Source organism: Streptomyces gilvosporeus (genome assembly GCF_002082195.1).
In the GTDB taxonomy this organism is placed as follows: Bacteria; Actinomycetota; Actinomycetes; order Streptomycetales; family Streptomycetaceae; genus Streptomyces; species Streptomyces gilvosporeus.
In genome coordinates, this window is sequence record NZ_CP020569.1 from 3,974,426 (window position 1) to 3,991,285 (window position 16,860).

Sequence of the window (16,860 nt, forward strand, 5' to 3'; positions counted from 1 at the left end):
GACATACGCGAGCGCACCTCGTGACGCCGCTCGTCGTCGCGGCCGTCCTCCTGGCCGCCGTCACCCACGCCAGCTGGAACGCGATCGCCCACGGCATACGCGACCAACTCCTCGCCTTCACCCTGGTGGGCAGCGGCGGCGCGCTGTGCGGCGCCGTCCTGCTGACCTGCACGCCCGTGCCCGCTGCGGCCGCCTGGCCCTATCTGGTGGCCTCGGCCGTCCTCCACATCGTCTATCAGGCGCTGCTGATGCGGTCCTTCCGCCTGGGCGACTTCGGCCAGATGTACCCGATAGCCCGCGGTACGGCGCCCCTGGTGGTCACCGTTCTGGCCGCCGTCTTCGTCCACGAACTGCCCGACGCCTGGGCCCTGTCGGGGGTGGCGCTGGCGTCCGCGGGCCTGGTCGGGCTGGCCGTCTGGGGCATCCGCGGCGCGGGGACCAGGCCCCACTGGCCGGCCATCCTCGCCGCGCTGGCCACCGGTCTGTCCATCGCCGCGTACACCACCGTCGACGGCCTGGGCGTCCGCGCCTCCGGCAGCCCCCTCGGCTATATCGCGTGGCTGATGATCCTCCAGGGCCTGGTCATCCCCGCCTACGCGCTCGCCACCCGCCGCCGTCGGCTGCTGACCGAACTGCGGCCCCTCGCCGTGCGCGGCGTGGCCGGCGGCGTCCTCTCCGTCTTCGCCTACGGCCTGGTCCTGTGGGCCCAGACCCGCGCTCCGCTGGCCCCCATCGCCGCCCTCCGCGAGTCCTCCATCATCGTCGGCGCCGCCATCGGCGCCCTCTTCTTCAAGGAACGCTTCGGGGCCCCGCGGATCGCCGCGGCCGGCCTGATGGTCGTGGGCATCGGGCTGATGCTGCACACGGGGTGAGGGGAAGGGGACGGCGGGGGAAACGTGTCGCACCCTCGGACTCGGCCACCTGCGCGCGCATCCCCGCACCGCGCGCCTGCGAACGTGGCCGCAGGCACATCGGCTCGGAACTCATCCTTCCTGGCGTTGATTCAGGTCTCCCTGAATCTTGGCGCCTCGTACGACCTGATCGCCCGGCCCGCTCATCGTCTGCGAGGCCGAGGCGCTCTCCGTGTCCCGGATGAGCTGGCGTCGGGATGCCGCATCCCCGGACTTCGCCTGCCACACCGCCAACAAGGCACCCAGCAGGACGAGCACGGCCGTGCACGCCCACCACGCCGCGGCCCAGTTCTGCGTCAACATCCCGGTGGCCACGTTCACGGCCGCTGCCACCACCACGGATCCGGCCGCCACAACTCCACGCATCGCTGTCATTCCCATCCCATCCCCCCAGATGGTTCCGTAGCCTTGCAGGGCCAATTCTTCAGCATCGGGGGCGTGCGTGTGGGGCAAAGGCGAGCAAAGGGTCAATCGCAGCCGCATCGGCGGCAACCTCACCATGATCATCAATGGCACACCGGTCGCCACCGACCTGGATCTCGCGGCGGTCCAGTTACGGAAAGACGTCGTTCTCAGAGCGCAGGAGTCGGTGGCTCGTCTCGGCCTGCAGCGGCCGGCCCTGATCGAGATTTCCTGGGAGGGCAGCAGTCGGCCTGTTCAGCCGTCGCATGACGTGTTGGGTACTGCCCCTGAGGAACTGAAGGGCACGGTGACCCGGTTACCCGATGCCTGCCGACAACTGCCCCTGCATCAACTGGTGGTCCTGGGAGAACCCGGTACCGGCAAGAGCGTCGCCGCACTACTCCTCGTTCGCGATATGGCCGAAGAGCCCCAGCCCGGTGATCCGGTCCCGGTGCTGATGTCGCTTTCGTCATGGCGCCCAGCGATCTCCATGAAGGACTGGCTCGTCCGGCAGATCAAGCAGAACAGTCCCACACTCACGAACCGATGGAAGTTCGGCAAAAACGCTGCGGCCAAGCTGTTCGATGCGGGCATGGTGATGCCTGTGCTCGACGGATTGGACGAGCTGCCGGAGCCGCTGCGCGCCCGGGCGGTCAGGTCGATCGACGCGGTGATCCGGAACGGATGCTGGCTGCTGGTCACCTGCCGCGACGATGAGTACGAGCGGACATGCCGGGCCGGCTCCCACCTGACCAGGGCCGCGGTAGTGGAACTCGAGGCTGTGGGTGCGGAAGCCGCGATCACCTACCTGAAAAGGTCGAAGGTGACCGGTGACGAACGCTGGAACTCGGTCTTCGACGCCATGCGCGGGGAACGGGAGTCGATGCCGACCCAGACGATGGCCTCACCCCTGATGCTGTACCTGGCTCAGAAGACCTACCGGGCGAGCCTCACCGACCCCGGAGAACTGGTGTCGAAGGCGCGCTCTCCGGAGGACGTCGAGGACGCCTTGCTCAACCGGTACCTGCCGGCCGTCTACACGGACGATACGTCCAGTCGCTACAAGGAGACACGGGCCAGGCGGTATCTGACGCTGACGGCACGGCAGATGCGACGCGACGGAACGGTCGACTTCGCCTGGTGGCAGCTCAATGCACTACTGGCAGGGCCGCTGGTCGGTTTCGCGTTCGGCTCCGTCTGGGGCTGGTTTATGGAGGTGCTGTTCAGCCCGGCGTTGGGAATGGCGACCGGAGTGCTGGCCGGACTCGGAGGATGGCTTGCCCACGCCCTGGTCCGATCCGACCTGAAGCAGGTGTACGTTCCGGAGCGCGCCGTACACGGGCCGAAAGCCCTCTTACGCCGGTACGCGCTCATCGGCGGTGCAACGGCACTGGCGGTCGCCGGTGCGACCGGAGCATCCGCAGGACTGTGGCTTTCCAGGGTCCTCGAGGTGGCGGCACCGGTCGCCTGGCATTACGGCACGATCGTCGGGGCCGCCTCGGGCGCGGCCACCTTGCTCGGCTCGGCCTGGGGCTCGTACCAGGTCTCCCGCCTGTGGTTCTGGATCACGGGCCGCCTTCCCAGGCGACCGCTGTCCTTCCTCGAAAACGCCCACGAACGCGGCGTACTGCGTCAGATCGGCGCGGTCTACCAGTTCCGCCACCAGCGGCTGCTGAGGCAGTTGGGCGGCGGAGTCGCCGAGAAGCCGTCCCGGTCGGTATACGGGAAGTGGAACGCCGAGTGGCAACGGTGGAGGCCGCTCCTGCCCGTCTTCGCCAGTGCGGTGCAGGTCGGTTCCGCGCTGTGTGCCCTTGCGTTGGTATCGATGATGTACGACACCACCACTCAGGTCGACTTGAGCTACCACTCCGGCGACAGACCCGGGATCCGCGTCGACACATCCATGTGCCAAAGCGTCAACCCCTGCTATGGCGTGCCGATCTGGTCGTGGAAACTTCCCCGGGGATCGTCCCGCAACACGGTCTGGCTGCCGGAAATCCTCCATGGCCGTTCCCTTCGGAGGTGGAGCGGAACCATCAAGGCCGACGGCTGTGCCGGAGGGGCCGTCAAGGTGACTTTGGCCCTTCGGGACGAGGCGCCCGTGGCCTTCACCCTGAACGACTCGGCAGAGGCCCCGATGGCAGAGCTGCCACAGCCGGCCCGCCCGCAACGCCAACCGGTATCTCTTGCCCTGCGGAGATTGGACAGTCGGCCCTGCTCCCTCCTCGTCGAGTGGACCGGGCCGGGACTCGTCGATGACGGCCTGGAGCCTGCCCGCAAACGGCTGGGTGTCCGCGCACGCGCGGCGTGAGGCGGGGCCGCGCCCGGCCGGGCGTCAGCGCCGTCGGCGGGTGAGGGCGGCGTTGGCCTTCATCAGCGCCGGGATCAGGACGTAGGCGGCTATCGGTACGACGATCGCCGTCAGGATCAACGTCCGTAGGAACAGCGGCAGTTGGGCCGTGACGGGGCCCAGCAGGCCGAGGACGAGCGTGACCGTCGGATAGATCGCCAGCCAGGTGATCAGGGCCCGGCGGTGCACGGACGGGGCGGCCGGGGCGGCCGTATTCATCGACGTGCTCATGGGCGTGTTCATGGACGTGCTCGTGGACGGCATTGTGCGCTTCCCCCTCGGACCAAAATTCCAACCAACGGGTTGGATTCTGCCACAGCAGCGCCCACTCTCCAACCCACCGGTTGGAAATGCCGCGGAGTCCGTCCTACAGTCGTGCGATGGCCTGGGACACCGCACGCACCAAGCAGCTCCTCCTCGACGCCGCGGTCGAGGAATTCGCCGCATACGGCCCCGAGGGCGCCCGCGTCGCCCGTATCGCGACCCGTGCGGGCATCAACAAGGAGCGGATCTACACCTACTTCGGCAACAAGGACCAACTGTTCGCCACGGTGCTCGACTCCGAACTGCAAAAGGCCGCCGCCGCGGTCCCCCTCACCCCGGAACAGGCCGCCGACCTGGGCGATTTCGCGGGCCGGGTCTACGACTACCACCACCGGCACCCGCACTTCGCCCGGTTGCTCGCCTGGGAGGGCCTGCACTACCGGGGCGAGGTGGCCGCCGAACGCGAACGCACCGCCCACTACTGCGAGAAGATCGCCGCGGTCACCGGGGCCCAGCAGTCCGGCACCCTCACCGACGACCTCGACGCCGGCGCCCTGGTGCGCGCGGTGATCGCCCTGACCGCCTCCTGGTTCACCCTTCCCCAGCTGGCGCATCTGCTGACCCCGGCGGCCGCCAAGGGCCCCTCGGCAGCCCAGCGCGAACTGCTGGTCGGCCTGGTCCGCCACCTGACGACCTGATGGCTTGACGGCCTGAGGGCCGGGGCCCTGAGGCCGTCACCGCCACCGCGCACTGGTCGGGCGCCGCGCACCGCTCGGCAGGCACGCCCCACCGCGCGGCCCGTACCGCTCGGCCGGCTCACGCGGCCCGTACCGCTAGCCGGCCAGGCCCGACGCCGCGGCCCGGACCAGTGCCTGGGCCCGCGGATCCGCCGTCACGTTCTTCTGCATGCCGTTGGTGACGTAGCCGAAGGCGAACCCGCTCTCCGGATCGGCGAACGCCAGCGCGCCGCCGCGCCCCGGATGCCCGAACGATCCCGGCCCCAGCAGCGGCGACGCGGCGCCGTGCAACATGAAGCCGAGCCCGAAGCGCGTGCCGACCAGGAGCGTACGGTCCAGCCCCGCCGACTCCTCGGTCCGCGCCAGGGTCAGCGTGGCCGGCGCGAACAGCCGCGGATGCCCGTCGACGGGCCCGATCAGCGCGGCATAACACCGGGCCAGCGCCCGCGCGGTGGCGATTCCGGCCGACGCCGGGAGTTCGGCGGCACGGTATTCCGGGGCGTTCTCATCGGCCATGGGCGAAATGGCCTCGAACGCCCGCCGGGTGAGCGAGGACGGATCCGCATACGCATCGGCCACCGACCGCTTCGGCCGCACCCGCAGCCCGGCGGCTCCCCCGCCCGCGGCCGCCGGCGGCTCGATCTCGGCCAGCCGCCCCACCCGGGACCGTTCGCCCTCCGGAAGCCCTATCCACATCTCCAGTCCGAGCGGCCCGGATATCTCCTCCGCGACCCAGCTGCCGAGCGACCGCCCGGTCACCCGCAGCACCAGCTCACCGATGAGCCAGCTGTAGGTCTGGGCGTGGTAGCCGTGCTCGCTCCCCGGCTCCCATACGGGCGCCTGCGCGGCCAGCGCCGCCGCGCCGCTCACCCCGTCGATGGCCTGCGCGGGCGTCAGCGGCGTATCGAGAACGGGCAGCCCGGCGCGGTGCGAGAGCAGATGCCGGACCAGCACCCGCTCCTTTCCCGCCGCCTTGAATTCGGGCCAGTACGTGCCGACCGGCGCGTCGAGATCCAGCAGGCCGCGCTGATGCAGCAGCAGCGGAACGATCGCCGCGATGCCCTTGGTGGCGGACCGGACGACCTGCGCCGTGCCCGCCTCCCACGGCTGTGCGCCGGCGTCGTCCGCGGCCGCGTCGCCGTCCTTGGTGCCGCCCCAGAGGTCCACCACCTTGCGCCCGTGGAGATAGCAGGCGACCGCCGCGCCCCGCTCGCCGCGCCGCGCGAAGTTGTCCACGAATGCGTCCCGGACCGGCTCGAAGCCGTCCTCGACCGTGCCCTGGACGTCCACCACTGATTCCCGCTTCCCACTCATCCGTCGCTTTGGTGACCCATCAATGGTGCAACGCGCAGATCAGTGCTGATGACCAGAGCACCGGCCAGTGGGATTCATCACATCGAGCCGCCGGGACGGCAAGGGCCGGTCTTTCGCCGACTCTTGCGCCGACTTTTGCATCGGCCCTTGCAACGACTTACGCCGGTCCCCTACACCGGTCCTCACACCGGCAACGACACCGACCGCGGATCGAAGCCGAACGGCAATTCCAGCCGATGGCTGCGCATCAGTTCCTCGTCGCACAGCAATTCCTGCGTACCGCCGTCCGCCACCAGCACTCCGCCCGACAGCACGACGGACCGCGGGCACAGCTCCAGCGCATACGGCAGATCATGGGTGACCATCAATACCGTGACGTCCAACGACCGCAGAATATCCGCGAGTTCGCGTCGCGAGGCCGGGTCGAGATTGGACGACGGCTCGTCCAGTACGAGAATTTCCGGCCGCATCGCCAGCACCGTGGCCACGGCGACCCGCCGCCGCTGTCCGAAGGACAGATGGTGCGGCGGCCGGTCCGCGAACCCGGCCATCCCGACCCGTTCCAGCGCCTCCGTGACCCGCTCCGTCAGCTCCGCACCGCGCAGCCCGGCGGCCGCGGGGCCGAAGGCGACGTCCTCCCGGACGGTCGGCATGAACAACTGGTCGTCGGGGTCCTGGAAAACGATCCCCACCTTCCGCCGGATCTCCGCGAGGTTTTCCTTGGCCACCGGCAGCCCGGCAACGGCCACGGATCCCGCGCCCGCCTCCAGAATCCCGTTCAGATGCAGCACGAGCGTGGTCTTTCCCGCCCCATTGGGCCCGAGCAGCGCCACCCGCTCACCCCGCTCGATGGACAGATCGACCCCGAAAAGCGCCTGATGCCCGTCCGGATAGGCATAGGCGAGGCCGGAAACCTCCAGAGAAGGAGCGAAAGAGGCGGGCGGCGTGGTCGTACTCACAGGGTCCATCCCAAAAGGCATACAGCAAGGGCGGAAAGCGGCAGCAGCGCGGCGCGGATCCATTGTGCGCGGCCCGCGGCGGCGTCGGAGAGAACGGGCATGGTGCCGGTATAACCCCGGCTGACCATGGCGAGATGCACCCGCTCCCCCCGCTCGTAGGAGCGGATGAACAGCGCGCCGGCGGATTTGGCGAGCACTCCCCAGTGCCGTACGCCCCGCGCCTCGAATCCCCGCGACAGCCGCGCGATGCGCATCCGTCGCATTTCATCGGTGATCACATCGCCGTAGCGGATCATGAACGACGCAATCTGGACGAGCAGCGGCGGCATGCGCAGCCGCTGGAGTCCGAGCAGCAATTCCCGCAGTTCGGTGGTCGACGCCAGCAGAACGGAAGCGGCGACGCCCAGCGTGCCCTTGGCCAGGATGTTCCAGGCACCCCAGAGCCCGGAAACGCTCAGGCTCAGCCATCCGACCTGCACCCGCGGCCCCTCCGCCACAAACGGCATCAGCACCGCGAACGCCACGAACGGCACCTCGATCAGCAGCCGCTTGAGCAAAAACCCCGCCGGAATACGAGCCACACCCGCAACGGCCGCAATCAACACCGCATACAGCCCGAAGGCCCACACAGCTTCCCGCGGTGTGGACACCACAATCAGTACAAAGCACAAAACGGCGGCGATTTTGCAATGCGGCGGCAGCGCATGTACCGGCGAATGCCCGTGACGGTAGAGCTTATGAGCGTGCCCGGCGCCCATCAGGCGCTCTCGCCCGCGACACCGGCCGCCGGAGCGGCGCCCTCTGCCTTGCGCCGCCGCAGCACGACGAAGATGCCCGTCCCGACGGCCAGCGTCGCGCCGACGCCGATCACACCGGCCAGCCCGCCCGCCAGCCGCGCATTGCCGATGTCCTTGACGCTGTAGCCGGCCAGCGGCGAGCCCTCGGTCGCGTGCTTCTTGGTGTTCTTGTCGATGCCCTGGTCATGGGCGACCTTCTCCAGTCCGTCGGGGCTGGCGGAGGCGTAGTAGCTGATGCCGCCCGCGCACACCAGCGCGGCGGCCAGCCCGGCCAGCCAGACCTTCCGGACGGAACGGCGGGGAGCGGTGGCGGGGACCGGCGCGACCGGCTCGGCGACCGGTGCCGGTGCCGCCAACGGCGACGTCCGCAGCTCCAGCGGCTTGGCCAACCCCCGCGCCCCGTAGACCAGATCAGGCCGTACGGCCATCACCGCGCCCACCGTCAACGCCGTGATCACGGCCTCCCCCACGCCGATCAGCACATGCACACCGACCATGGCGGTGAAGACCTTGCCGATCGACACATCGGCCGTCCCGCCCAGCGCATACATCCCGGTGAAGGCGACGGCCGCGGCCGGGACCGACAACAGCGCCGCCACGAAGGACGCCACCGTCACCGACCGGTGCCGCCTGGGCAGCACCTTCACCAGACCGCGGAACAGGGCGTAGGCGACGACCGTCGTCACGATCGCCATATCGGTGATGTTCACGCCCAGCGCCGTCAGCCCGCCGTCGGCGAACAGCACGCCCTGCATCAACAGCACCACCGACACACACAGCACACCGGTGTACGGCCCCACGAGGATCGCCGCGAGCGCACCGCCGAGCAGATGCCCGCTCGTGCCCGCAGCAACCGGGAAATTCAGCATCTGCACGGCAAAGATGAACGCCGCCACCAGCCCGGCCAACGGCGCCGTCCGCTCGGCTCCGGCCCCGCCCTGCCCCGCACCCGCCAGCTCCCGCCGGGCACCGCGCAGACTGACCGCGATCGCGGCCGCGGCCACTGCGCCGGTCGCCGCCGACACCGGCGCATTGATGAATCCATCGGGTACGTGCATCTCAGGCTGTCTCCGCTCCAGCTCCGCTCCAGAGCTCCACTTCCGGCTCTGCAACCAGCCAATGGTGGGGCCTACTGCAAAGGAGTTGCAAGAGCGCCAGTGGTGCGAAACGTTACAGCCCGCAGTTACTGCTCCGTAACGCAACGCGCGCCCCCTGGTAGCGCGGTGGCTCGCCGAGGGATCCGCCGGGGGACCGGCCGGGCAGCAGGCTCCGCTGAGCCGGCCGGGGGGCGCATCGGCCGCAATCGCCTCCCGCCTCCATTGCCTCCTTATGAAGGAAGCACCGGGCGGGCCATGGCCGGGCCGATGTCCGGTATGCCGATGATGTTCCGTCTTCGCGCCATTCGCAGTTCTCCGGCCCGGCTCCGACGGGCCGCTGCGCCCTGCGCGAATACGGAGGGAGAGGACAGTGTCCGAGCAGCAGGATGAGAAGGCGGAGCAGAGCGTCGGGGAGTTCACGCTCGCGGGCCCGCTGAGCTCCACACCGCCGGTTTCGCTGCCGTATCCGGTCCCGGAACCGGACGAGGAGTGGCAGCTGCCGAACGGTTTCGCGCAGGTCTTCTACGGCGAGGGGAACCAAGGAATCACCCGGCCGGTGATCATGGCCGACGGCTTCAACCTCGGCCCCAGCGACCTGAAGTGGCTCTACGCGGGCCTCGACCGCGACTACCCCCTCCTCAGCGAACTGCGCCGCCGGGGCCGGGACGTCATCCTGCTGGGCTTCAGCGAGCGCAGCGCCTCGATCGTGAAGAACGCCGAGGCCGCGATGGCCTGCATTCAGCAGACCAACGCCGAGCAGCTGGGCAGCGCGGGGCTGACGGTGGGCGGCTTCAGCATGGGCGGCATGGTCACCCGCTATGCGCTCGCCAAGATGGAGTGCGAGGAGACGGACCACCGCACCCGCCTGTACTTCTCCTACGACAGCCCGCACCGCGGCGCCGTCATCCCCATCGGCCTCCAGGCGTTCTCGCACTTCATCCCGCTCCCCAACCCCTTCGCCCGGCAGATGAACAGCCCGGCCGCGCGGCAGATGCTCTGGCGGCACTACGACCCGAAGAGCGGGAAGATCGGGATCGCGCCCGAGCGCACGGAATTCCTGCGGGAGCTGGAGGAGCTGGGCGGCTGGCCGCGTATCCCCCGCACCCTCGCGCTCGCCAACGGCCGCGGCGACGGCACGGGCCTGGCGATCCCGCCCGGCGAGACCATGCTGAAGGTCGAGCGGATCTACCCGGGCACCACCTTCTACGCCCAGGCGCAGGGCAAGGACGTCATCGTCGCCGAGCTGAAGCGGAGATTCCCCAAGGCCGAGAAGACGGTGACGACGAACGGCCTCCCCGAACTGGACGGCGCCCCCGGCGGCACCCTCCGCTCGTACGGGATCCTCGCCGACATGCTGAAGAAGTTCGGCGCGCAGGTCGATCTGCGGCACGAGGAGGTCTGCTTCGTCCCCTCCGTCAGCGCGGTAGCGATCCGCGACATCGACCAGCAGAAGGACCTGTACGCGACCATCGACGACCTCGACCCGTCGGAGAGCGAGGTCGACGACTTCCTCTGCTCCTCGACGACGACGGAGCACACCGCCGTCACGGAGGAACTGGGGTTGTGGCTGATGGACCGGCTGCCCGACTGACCGCCCTCCCCGCCGTCCCGGGTCGGGCCGTGAGCTTCCGACGGCCCGACCGGGGCTACCGCGCCGGGGGCGGTCCCCCGTCCCCGTCTCCGTCCCTGTCCCTGTCCCTGTCCCCTGCCTCCGCCATCCGGATCGCGTTCTCCTGCACCCGGTGGAGCAAGTCGCGCAACTGCTCCCGCTCCTCCGGGGTGAACCCCGCGTACAGCTCCTCCTCGACACGCTCCTGCACGGCCCAGAGCCCTGCGACGGCCCGCTCCCCCTCGGCGGTGATCCCGGCGGCGGGCTCGGCGGGTCCGCCGGGATCGGGACCGTCCCCCGTGGTGGTCACATAGCCGCGGTCGCGGAGCGGGGCCAGCAGGGACGCGAGTTCCTCGGTGTCCACTCCCACATCGCGACGGAGACGGTCGAGCGGGGCGCTCCGCTCGCAGGCCAGCACCATCAACAGCACGGCCTGGGCGCTGTCGAGGTCTCCGATGCGGCGCAGATGGGCGTCGAACGCCTGCCGGACGAGGTGGCCGCCCAACGTCAGATTGCGGCCCAGGGTGTCGCGGATCCGGTCGGTCAGCATGCTCAGGATCATCCCCATCCGCAGTTCGTAGATGCTGATGCCGGCGGCGACGCCGACGTTGAGTGATTCCACCGCGCCGGCCATCGGGATCTGCACCACCAGGTCGGCCGCGGCCAGGGTTGCCGCGCCCACCCCGTCGGTCTCGCTCCCGACCACGAGCGCCAGTTTCCGGCCGCGCAGCGGTGCCATCGACTGCACATGGCTCCCCCGCGGGCTGGTCACCACGATCTGGAACCCGGCCTCCCGCAAGGACGCCACCGCGCCTTCCGGATCGGCGAACCGGCGGACGCGACAACCGAGCACGGCACCCCGCGCCGCGTCCAGCACCCGCCGGGACGACAGGTCGGTCGCTTCGTCCGTGAGCACGACGTCCCGCACCCCGAGGGCGCGTGCCGTGCGCACGATCGTCCCGAGGTTGCCGGGGTCGGCGACCCCCTCGCACACCACGGCGAAGTCGCCGTACGGCGCCGCGGGCCCGACCTCGCCCGACCAGGCGGCGACGGCCACCCAGCCGACCGGCTTCGTGCCCCCGGTGATCTTCCGCATCAGCCCGTCCCGGACCGCGTACACGGGCACCCCGGCCCCGGCCAACTCCGCACCCAGCGCGGGCTCATCCGCACCCGCCGCACACAGCACGTACTCCAGCCCGGCCCCGGCGGCCACGGCCTGCCGGATCAGACTCACGCCCTCGATCAGACACCGCCCAGCAGCCATCCGGCCGGCCCGCGTGGCCAGTGCCCGTGCGGCTGCGATCCGCTCGTCCTTGATCGATTCGATGACACCGCTGACACCCATAACCGGCGAGCGTATCGACGCCCCCACCTGCGGCACGAGTTAGTTACGCGCGCCCGAACCGCCCCGTATGCGGCGGCTGGACCACGACGACTTCTGCTCTGCGATTCCCTGTGTCATGTCGGTACGTGCCTTCTCCTGAACCCTCCAGTTGAAGAAACACCGCAAGCGCCGATTGGGTTGCCGCCGGTTACTCCGCCTCGCCGCGCAGATGTCGCATGAGTGCCGCGAGCGCGGCCGGGGTCACCGACAGCACCTGGGCTGGGGCGTCGCTCTCGCGGAGGAGCGCGGAGCTGTTGGCGACGGCGAGCTCCACGCAGTTGGGGCCGTCCTGCCCACCGGAGAAGGAAGATTTCTGCCAAACGATGGCCTGCGCCATGGCGGAACCTTTCACATGCTCTGTACGAGGCTCTGAATGAAGTCCCTTGACTCTATGGCCCCCAGCGCGGCCTTCTCCACTTCGCAAAGGAGGCCCCGATAGCGGCTGAGTTGGGCCTCCGCGCCGACGAAGGCGCCACCGTGCGGAGTATCCATCAGGACGGTGTCGAGCTGGGGGACGGGCCCGCCCGCGTACAGCATGGGGTAGCAAAGACCGGCGAAGTCGTCCGCGGCGAACGGCACCACACGCAAGGTGACTTGCGGCAGCTCGGACTGCTCCAGAATGCGGAGGAGCTGCCGACGGGCGACGTTGCTGTCGCTGGCCTTGATGCGTAGCGCCGCTTCGTGAATGACGACGTCATAACGAGCCGGCCGTTCCCTGACGAGGAACTCCTGACGGCGCCGCCGGAACCGTACCCGCGCCGCGATTTCGTCGTCTGACAACTGCGGCGTCGTCACGGTGAAGATCGCGCGAATCTGCTCTTCGGTCTGGAGCAAGCCCGGGATGCTCACGCTCTCGAAGGCGCGCAAGCTGCTGGCGTGGTGCTCCAGTTCGGCCATGTCCAGGTAGCCGGACGGCACCAGGCCCCGGTACTCCTCCCACCAGCCGCGACCACGTTCGTTCGCCATGGCCACCAGCGCGTCCACGAACGCGGCGTCACCACAGGCGTATTGGCTGCCGAGGAATCGGACGCGTTCCTCGCTCACCCCGACGCGTCCCGCCTCCATCGTGGAGATCTTGGTCTGTGCGATACCCGTCGCCTCGGACGCCTCACGGATCGACCAACCTGCCCGCTCCCGAAGTTTGCGCAGCTCGGCACCCAGCCGCTCTTGCCGGGCGGTGGTGACGGTCCTCGCTGGCATGCACCCTCCCCTTCCTGAGAGTTGAGAAGCGCGAGTATTCCAGTCGGCTTGACCGGGGTAAGTACTCACCCCTACCTTGAGTGACGCATCGCACACGCTGCGGATCCGGATTCCCCGGAAGCGCATCGCCCCGTCATGCCGTGACGGCCGCGACATTGCCACCGGCGTCGACCGCCCGCCGCGTACGTATCAACTCCCTCACTCTCAACCGGAGTTACGCATGCCTGAAATCGCTGACGTCGACGCGACCGAACCCTGGGAATACTCCCTCTACATCCCCCACGACCCCCGCGCCGTCCCCATCACCCGGCACACCCTCCGTCTCGTCCTCACCGCGCACGGCCTGGCCGGGTTCATCGAGGTCGCCGAGCTGCTGGCCAGCGAGCTGATCACCAACGCGGTGCGGCACACCAAGGGGCCCGCGGCCCTCCGCATTCACTGGGCGGACGGCATTCTCCGGATCGGGGCCTGGGATACCGACCCCGCGCCGCCGGCGCTCGCGCTGCGGCTCACCAACGAGGTCGAGAGCGGGCGCGGGCTAGACCTCGTCCATTCCTGCGCCGACAAGTGGGGGTGGTACCCGCTGCTGAGCACCGGCGACCTGGGCAAGTACGTGTGGTGCGAGCTGGCGGCGGCCGCCTGAGTGGTCGCGTCAGGCCACGGCTGCGGTCGGCCCGAAGTCGACGGCCTTGGCCGGGACCGTCCCGGCCGTCCGCCCCGGCGCCGCCTGACGGCTCCAGTACAGGTTCGTGTGCGCTATGACCTGGTCCGGCGGCGGTGCGCCCCATGCCGTCTTGTCGAACGTCGTGTGGGCGTCGCTGACAAGGGTCACGTCGTACCCCCGGACGAACGCGCCATGAAGCGTCGAGCGGACGCAGGCATCGGTTTCCGAACCGACGACGACGAGTCGCCCGACTCCGAGGCCCGACAGCACGGTCTCAAGGGCGGTGTCCTCGAAGGAGTCGCCGTAGTGCTTCTCGACGAGCGGCTCGGCGTCGCCCGGAGCCAGCTCGGGGACGATCCGCCAGCCGTCGCTCCCCCTCACAAGCTCGTCGTCGGAGTGCTGGACCCAGACAACCGAGGCCTCCTCTCGCCGCGCCTGCTCGACGAGGCTTCCGATGTTCGCAACGACTGCGTCGCGCTCGTGAGCCTCCTCGACGACGGCAATCTGCACGTCGACGACGAGGAGTGCGGTGTTCGGGCGGTTGGTGAGTGTGGTCATGGTCCCCCCTGACTCACGCTAGTCACACTTGCTCTTGCTTCCACGCAGCGTAGACCCGCCCACTGACAACGGGCCGGCGGACCTCGGACCACCCTCACCGCGCCGGACCAGCAGGCTGCCCAGGGCCGTGTGCTCGTGCAGGACCGACCGTCCGGTGCGGGTCGTCGTGATCAGGCCCGCGGCCCGGAGTGCGGCGGTGTGGGCGGAGGCCGTGGCGTTGCTGACGCCCAGGCAGCGGGCGAGTTGGGTGGTGGTGTGGGGGTCGGCGAGGCGGTGGAGGAGCTCGGTGCGGGTGCGGCCGAGGACTCCGGAGAGGGCGTCGTGGGGGTCGCCGCCCGGTCCGGGAGGGGTGGGCGGGAGGCCCGTACCGGCCGGGTAGGTCAGGTGGACCGGGCCGCCGGGCGGGTCGGCGATGAGGGGATGGCCGGTCCAGTGGAAGGTGGGGACGAGGACCAGGTCGCGGCCCTGGAGGGTGAGGGTGCGGGCCACTGGGGAATCCAACTCCCATATTCCGTTGGCGAGTTGGGAGCCGGGGAGTGCGGAGGTCAGCGCGTGGGCGATGCCCCGTTCGGCGGTGGTCAGGGCATGCCGGGTGAATTCCGCCTGGTGGAGGTCCTGGATCAGGGGCCATACGGGGCGCAACACCGTGTCGAACGCGGCCTGTTGGGCGCGGCGGAAGACGTGCCAGGCATCGGCGTCGCCCCGGTGGAGGTCGCGGATCCAGGGGGGCGGCGGGGCCGGGCGGGACGCGTGGACGTGGGCGAGTTCGGAGCGGACCAGGGCGGGCGGCGTGGCCCGTACGGTGTCGAGGCCGTCCTGGAGAGTGTCGGCGAAGACGTCGAGGAAGAGCGGGGCGGTGTCCCCGGGGACCACGTCCCGCAACGGGCCCACGGCGGGTGGCAGGGAGCGGAGCAGACGGCGGCGCCAGCGGCCGAACAGCAGGGCGTCGTCGGGGAGGCACATCTTCATCAGGGCCACGTTCAGCTCGATGAGCGGGGCCGGGCGGGGCGCGAAGCGGACGCGGGCGAAGTCGTCGGCCGTGAAGTGGATCCGGATCGCCACTACTTCCCCCTCCCCATGCCACGTCTCCTCGTGTCGCGCCAGCGTTTCGGGCAGGGCCTCAACCTTCGCTCGTCCCCCCGCCGTTGGCCAGCATTCGCCAGAGACGCACCAAGGCACAAGCAAGCAGCCAGCAGGGGGGAGAGCCAAGCCATGTTCGGCACGCATACGGATGGTTACGGGGCCCATGGGGGCGTGGCCCGGCGGACGCTCGTCACGTCGGCCGCCGCCCTGGGCGCAGGGCTGATGTCGGCAGGATGCGGCGCCGCCCAGGGCACGCGAAACCGGCGCGGAACCGCCCAGGCCCCCACCGGCCTCGTCCTCCGCCTCCCCCCGCCCACCGGACCGTACCGGGACCGGATCGGGGTCACCGCGCTCTATCTGGTCGACCGGTCGCGGCGCGACCCGTGGGAGGCGGGGATCGCCGTACGGGAGGTGATGGTCTCGGTGTTCTACCCGGCCCGTGACGTCGGCGGAGGACATCCGGTCGCGCCGCAGATGAGCAGGGGTGCGGTGGAGGTGTTCCGGGCCGTGGACGTCGCCGTGCACCGGTTGCCGCGGAAGGGGGTGGACTGGGGCGCCACCCGGACCCACGCCCATACGGGCGCGCCCGCGGAGCCCGTACGCCGCCCCGTGCTGCTGTACACCCCGGGCGGCGGCGATGCGCGCACCCTGGGCACGGGGACGGCCGAGGAGCTGGCGAGCCGTGGCTATGTGGTCGTCACCGTCGATCACCCGGGGGATGCCGGTGAGGTCGAGTTCCCGGTGCCGAGGGCGGGGCGGGGGCCGGTCCGGCCCACCGTCTTCCGCGGGGATCCGCGGGCGCGGCCGTGGCAGTTCCGCACGATGATCGAGACCCGGATCGCGGACCTCCGGTTCGTACTGGACCAGTTGGCGGCGCTGGCGGCGGGGCGGAACCCGGACGCGGCGGGGCGCGCGGTGCCCGCGGGCCTCGGGCGGGCGCTGGACCTGCGACGGGTGGGCGTCTTCGGGCATTCGGCGGGCGGCACCGCCGCGGCGCAGGCGATGGACGAGGACCGGCGGATCCGGGCGGCCGTGAACCTGGAGGGGTTCCTGGACCGCCCCTCGGATACACCCGGCCGGGAGCCGGATCCCTACCCCGTCGCCCGGCACGGCGTGGACCGGCCGCTGCTGCTGCTCGGCAGCGAGCGCTTCCCCGCCCGGAGGGAGCTGGAGAGGTCCTGGGCGACCCTGCTCGCCCAGGGGGGAGGGCATATCCGGCGGGACCGGATCGATGGCGGTGCGCACTGGGTGTTCAACGACTACGGCGCGCTGGCTCCGCAGTTGCAGGGCGCCGGGCTGATGCCGGCCGAGGCCCGGAACGCGCTGGTCGGGACGGTCGAACCGGCCGTATCGGTGCCCCAGGTGCGGCATCTGGTGCACCGGTTCTTCGCCCGGCACCTGCCGGTCCGGGACCCCGGCCGCTGAGCTGCCCCGCCGCCCCGGCCGAGTTGCCGCCCTCCCCCCGCGCCGAAACCATGGATCCGTGAGCGACGCACACGAGGCCGTCGAACCGCCCCGGGGTACGGACCAG

17 protein-coding genes are annotated in these 16,860 nt (G+C 70.3%); 6 read left to right on the forward strand and 11 right to left on the reverse strand.

Annotated elements, in window-relative coordinates; all coding sequences use genetic code 11:
* Positions 1-20 precede the first annotated feature (20 nt).
* The gene (locus tag B1H19_RS17420) at positions 21-872 is read left to right on the forward strand and encodes a DMT family transporter (RefSeq protein WP_083105603.1); all 852 of its coding nucleotides are present in this window, start codon (positions 21-23) and stop codon (positions 870-872) included.
* A 111-nt stretch (positions 873-983) separates the two neighbouring features.
* Here B1H19_RS17420 and B1H19_RS17425 read toward each other — a convergent pair whose 3' ends face one another.
* Positions 984-1,286 (reverse strand): hypothetical protein, encoded by a 303-nt coding sequence (locus tag B1H19_RS17425; protein ID WP_159028064.1) that lies wholly within the window; start codon positions 1,284-1,286, stop codon positions 984-986.
* A gap of 67 nt (positions 1,287-1,353) precedes the next feature.
* On the opposite strand from B1H19_RS17425, the gene B1H19_RS17430 reads away from it, so the two are divergent.
* The gene (locus tag B1H19_RS17430) at positions 1,354-3,624 is read left to right on the forward strand and encodes an NACHT domain-containing protein (RefSeq protein ID WP_159028065.1); all 2,271 of its coding nucleotides are present in this window, start codon (positions 1,354-1,356) and stop codon (positions 3,622-3,624) included.
* 24 nt (positions 3,625-3,648) lie between these two features.
* Here B1H19_RS17430 and B1H19_RS17435 read toward each other — a convergent pair whose 3' ends face one another.
* Positions 3,649-3,894 carry a putative antibiotic biosynthesis monooxygenase gene (locus B1H19_RS17435; RefSeq protein ID WP_237289358.1) on the reverse strand — a complete coding sequence of 82 codons (246 nt, stop codon included), beginning with the start codon at positions 3,892-3,894 and terminating at the stop codon, positions 3,649-3,651.
* A 149-nt stretch (positions 3,895-4,043) separates the two neighbouring features.
* Between B1H19_RS17435 and B1H19_RS17440 the strand changes: the two genes are divergently transcribed.
* Entirely contained in the window at positions 4,044-4,625 is a 582-nt protein-coding gene (locus tag B1H19_RS17440) for a TetR/AcrR family transcriptional regulator (RefSeq protein WP_083105607.1), read from the forward strand.
* Between the two features lie 135 nt (positions 4,626-4,760).
* On the opposite strand, the gene B1H19_RS17445 is transcribed toward B1H19_RS17440, so the two are convergent.
* The 4 genes from B1H19_RS17445 to B1H19_RS17460 form a co-directional block, all read right to left on the reverse strand.
* A complete protein-coding gene (locus B1H19_RS17445; protein ID WP_083105608.1) occupies positions 4,761-5,978 on the reverse strand; it encodes a serine hydrolase domain-containing protein in 1,218 nt (405 codons plus the stop codon).
* A gap of 182 nt (positions 5,979-6,160) precedes the next feature.
* Positions 6,161-6,937, reverse strand: coding sequence for an energy-coupling factor ABC transporter ATP-binding protein (locus tag B1H19_RS17450; protein ID WP_237289359.1), 777 nt, complete (start codon positions 6,935-6,937; stop codon positions 6,161-6,163).
* The gene (gene cbiQ / locus B1H19_RS17455; RefSeq protein ID WP_083105610.1) at positions 6,934-7,695 is read right to left on the reverse strand and encodes a cobalt ECF transporter T component CbiQ; all 762 of its coding nucleotides are present in this window, start codon (positions 7,693-7,695) and stop codon (positions 6,934-6,936) included. Before cbiQ ends, B1H19_RS17450 begins: the two co-directional genes overlap by 4 nt.
* Entirely contained in the window at positions 7,695-8,792 is a 1,098-nt protein-coding gene (locus B1H19_RS17460; RefSeq protein WP_083105611.1) for an energy-coupling factor ABC transporter permease, read from the reverse strand. The genes cbiQ and B1H19_RS17460 overlap by 1 nt, the downstream gene beginning before the upstream one ends.
* A 409-nt stretch (positions 8,793-9,201) precedes the next feature.
* On the opposite strand from B1H19_RS17460, the gene B1H19_RS17465 reads away from it, so the two are divergent.
* Complete coding sequence (locus tag B1H19_RS17465) at positions 9,202-10,422, forward strand: esterase/lipase family protein (RefSeq protein WP_083105612.1); 1,221 nt, start codon at positions 9,202-9,204, stop codon at positions 10,420-10,422.
* Positions 10,423-10,477: 55 nt separating this feature from the next.
* Here B1H19_RS17465 and B1H19_RS17470 read toward each other — a convergent pair whose 3' ends face one another.
* The 3 genes from B1H19_RS17470 to B1H19_RS17480 form a co-directional block, all read right to left on the reverse strand.
* Positions 10,478-11,785, reverse strand: coding sequence for a TrmH family RNA methyltransferase (locus tag B1H19_RS17470; RefSeq protein ID WP_083105613.1), 1,308 nt, complete (start codon positions 11,783-11,785; stop codon positions 10,478-10,480).
* Positions 11,786-11,972: 187 nt separating this feature from the next.
* The gene (locus B1H19_RS17475; RefSeq protein WP_083105614.1) at positions 11,973-12,161 is read right to left on the reverse strand and encodes a DUF397 domain-containing protein; all 189 of its coding nucleotides are present in this window, start codon (positions 12,159-12,161) and stop codon (positions 11,973-11,975) included.
* Between the two features lie 11 nt (positions 12,162-12,172).
* Positions 12,173-13,024 (reverse strand): helix-turn-helix domain-containing protein, encoded by an 852-nt coding sequence (locus B1H19_RS17480; RefSeq protein ID WP_083105615.1) that lies wholly within the window; start codon positions 13,022-13,024, stop codon positions 12,173-12,175.
* Between the two features lie 220 nt (positions 13,025-13,244).
* On the opposite strand from B1H19_RS17480, the gene B1H19_RS17485 reads away from it, so the two are divergent.
* Positions 13,245-13,667 (forward strand): ATP-binding protein, encoded by a 423-nt coding sequence (locus B1H19_RS17485; protein ID WP_083105616.1) that lies wholly within the window; start codon positions 13,245-13,247, stop codon positions 13,665-13,667.
* Positions 13,668-13,676: 9 nt separating this feature from the next.
* On the opposite strand, the gene B1H19_RS17490 is transcribed toward B1H19_RS17485, so the two are convergent.
* Positions 13,677-14,246: an isochorismatase family protein gene (locus B1H19_RS17490; protein ID WP_083105617.1), complete on the reverse strand. Its 570-nt coding sequence runs from the start codon at positions 14,244-14,246 to the stop codon at positions 13,677-13,679.
* An 18-nt stretch (positions 14,247-14,264) separates the two neighbouring features.
* A complete protein-coding gene (locus B1H19_RS17495) occupies positions 14,265-15,308 on the reverse strand; it encodes an ArsR/SmtB family transcription factor (RefSeq protein WP_237289361.1) in 1,044 nt (347 codons plus the stop codon).
* A gap of 150 nt (positions 15,309-15,458) precedes the next feature.
* On the opposite strand from B1H19_RS17495, the gene B1H19_RS17500 reads away from it, so the two are divergent.
* Positions 15,459-16,754, forward strand: a complete 1,296-nt coding sequence (locus B1H19_RS17500) for an alpha/beta hydrolase family protein (RefSeq protein WP_107426032.1) — start codon at positions 15,459-15,461, stop codon at positions 16,752-16,754.
* Positions 16,755-16,860 lie beyond the last annotated feature (106 nt).

Bases quoted from the DNA above. Each gene is read 5' to 3' on its own strand.
- B1H19_RS17480 (WP_083105615.1), bottom strand. From the start codon at position 13,024: ATGCCAGCGAGGACCGTCACCACCGCCCGGCAAGAGCGGCTGGGTGCC.
- B1H19_RS17500 (WP_107426032.1), top strand. From the start codon at position 15,459: ATGTTCGGCACGCATACGGATGGTTACGGGGCCCATGGGGGCGTGGCC.
- B1H19_RS17470 (WP_083105613.1), bottom strand. From the start codon at position 11,785: ATGGGTGTCAGCGGTGTCATCGAATCGATCAAGGACGAGCGGATCGCA.
- B1H19_RS17435 (WP_237289358.1), bottom strand. From the start codon at position 3,894: ATGAGCACGTCGATGAATACGGCCGCCCCGGCCGCCCCGTCCGTGCAC.
- B1H19_RS17490 (WP_083105617.1), bottom strand. From the start codon at position 14,246: ATGACCACACTCACCAACCGCCCGAACACCGCACTCCTCGTCGTCGAC.
- B1H19_RS17425 (WP_159028064.1), bottom strand. From the start codon at position 1,286: ATGACAGCGATGCGTGGAGTTGTGGCGGCCGGATCCGTGGTGGTGGCA.
- B1H19_RS17475 (WP_083105614.1), bottom strand. From the start codon at position 12,161: ATGGCGCAGGCCATCGTTTGGCAGAAATCTTCCTTCTCCGGTGGGCAG.
- B1H19_RS17485 (WP_083105616.1), top strand. From the start codon at position 13,245: ATGCCTGAAATCGCTGACGTCGACGCGACCGAACCCTGGGAATACTCC.
- B1H19_RS17460 (WP_083105611.1), bottom strand. From the start codon at position 8,792: ATGCACGTACCCGATGGATTCATCAATGCGCCGGTGTCGGCGGCGACC.
- B1H19_RS17440 (WP_083105607.1), top strand. From the start codon at position 4,044: ATGGCCTGGGACACCGCACGCACCAAGCAGCTCCTCCTCGACGCCGCG.
- B1H19_RS17445 (WP_083105608.1), bottom strand. From the start codon at position 5,978: ATGAGTGGGAAGCGGGAATCAGTGGTGGACGTCCAGGGCACGGTCGAG.
- cbiQ (WP_083105610.1), bottom strand. From the start codon at position 7,695: ATGGGCGCCGGGCACGCTCATAAGCTCTACCGTCACGGGCATTCGCCG.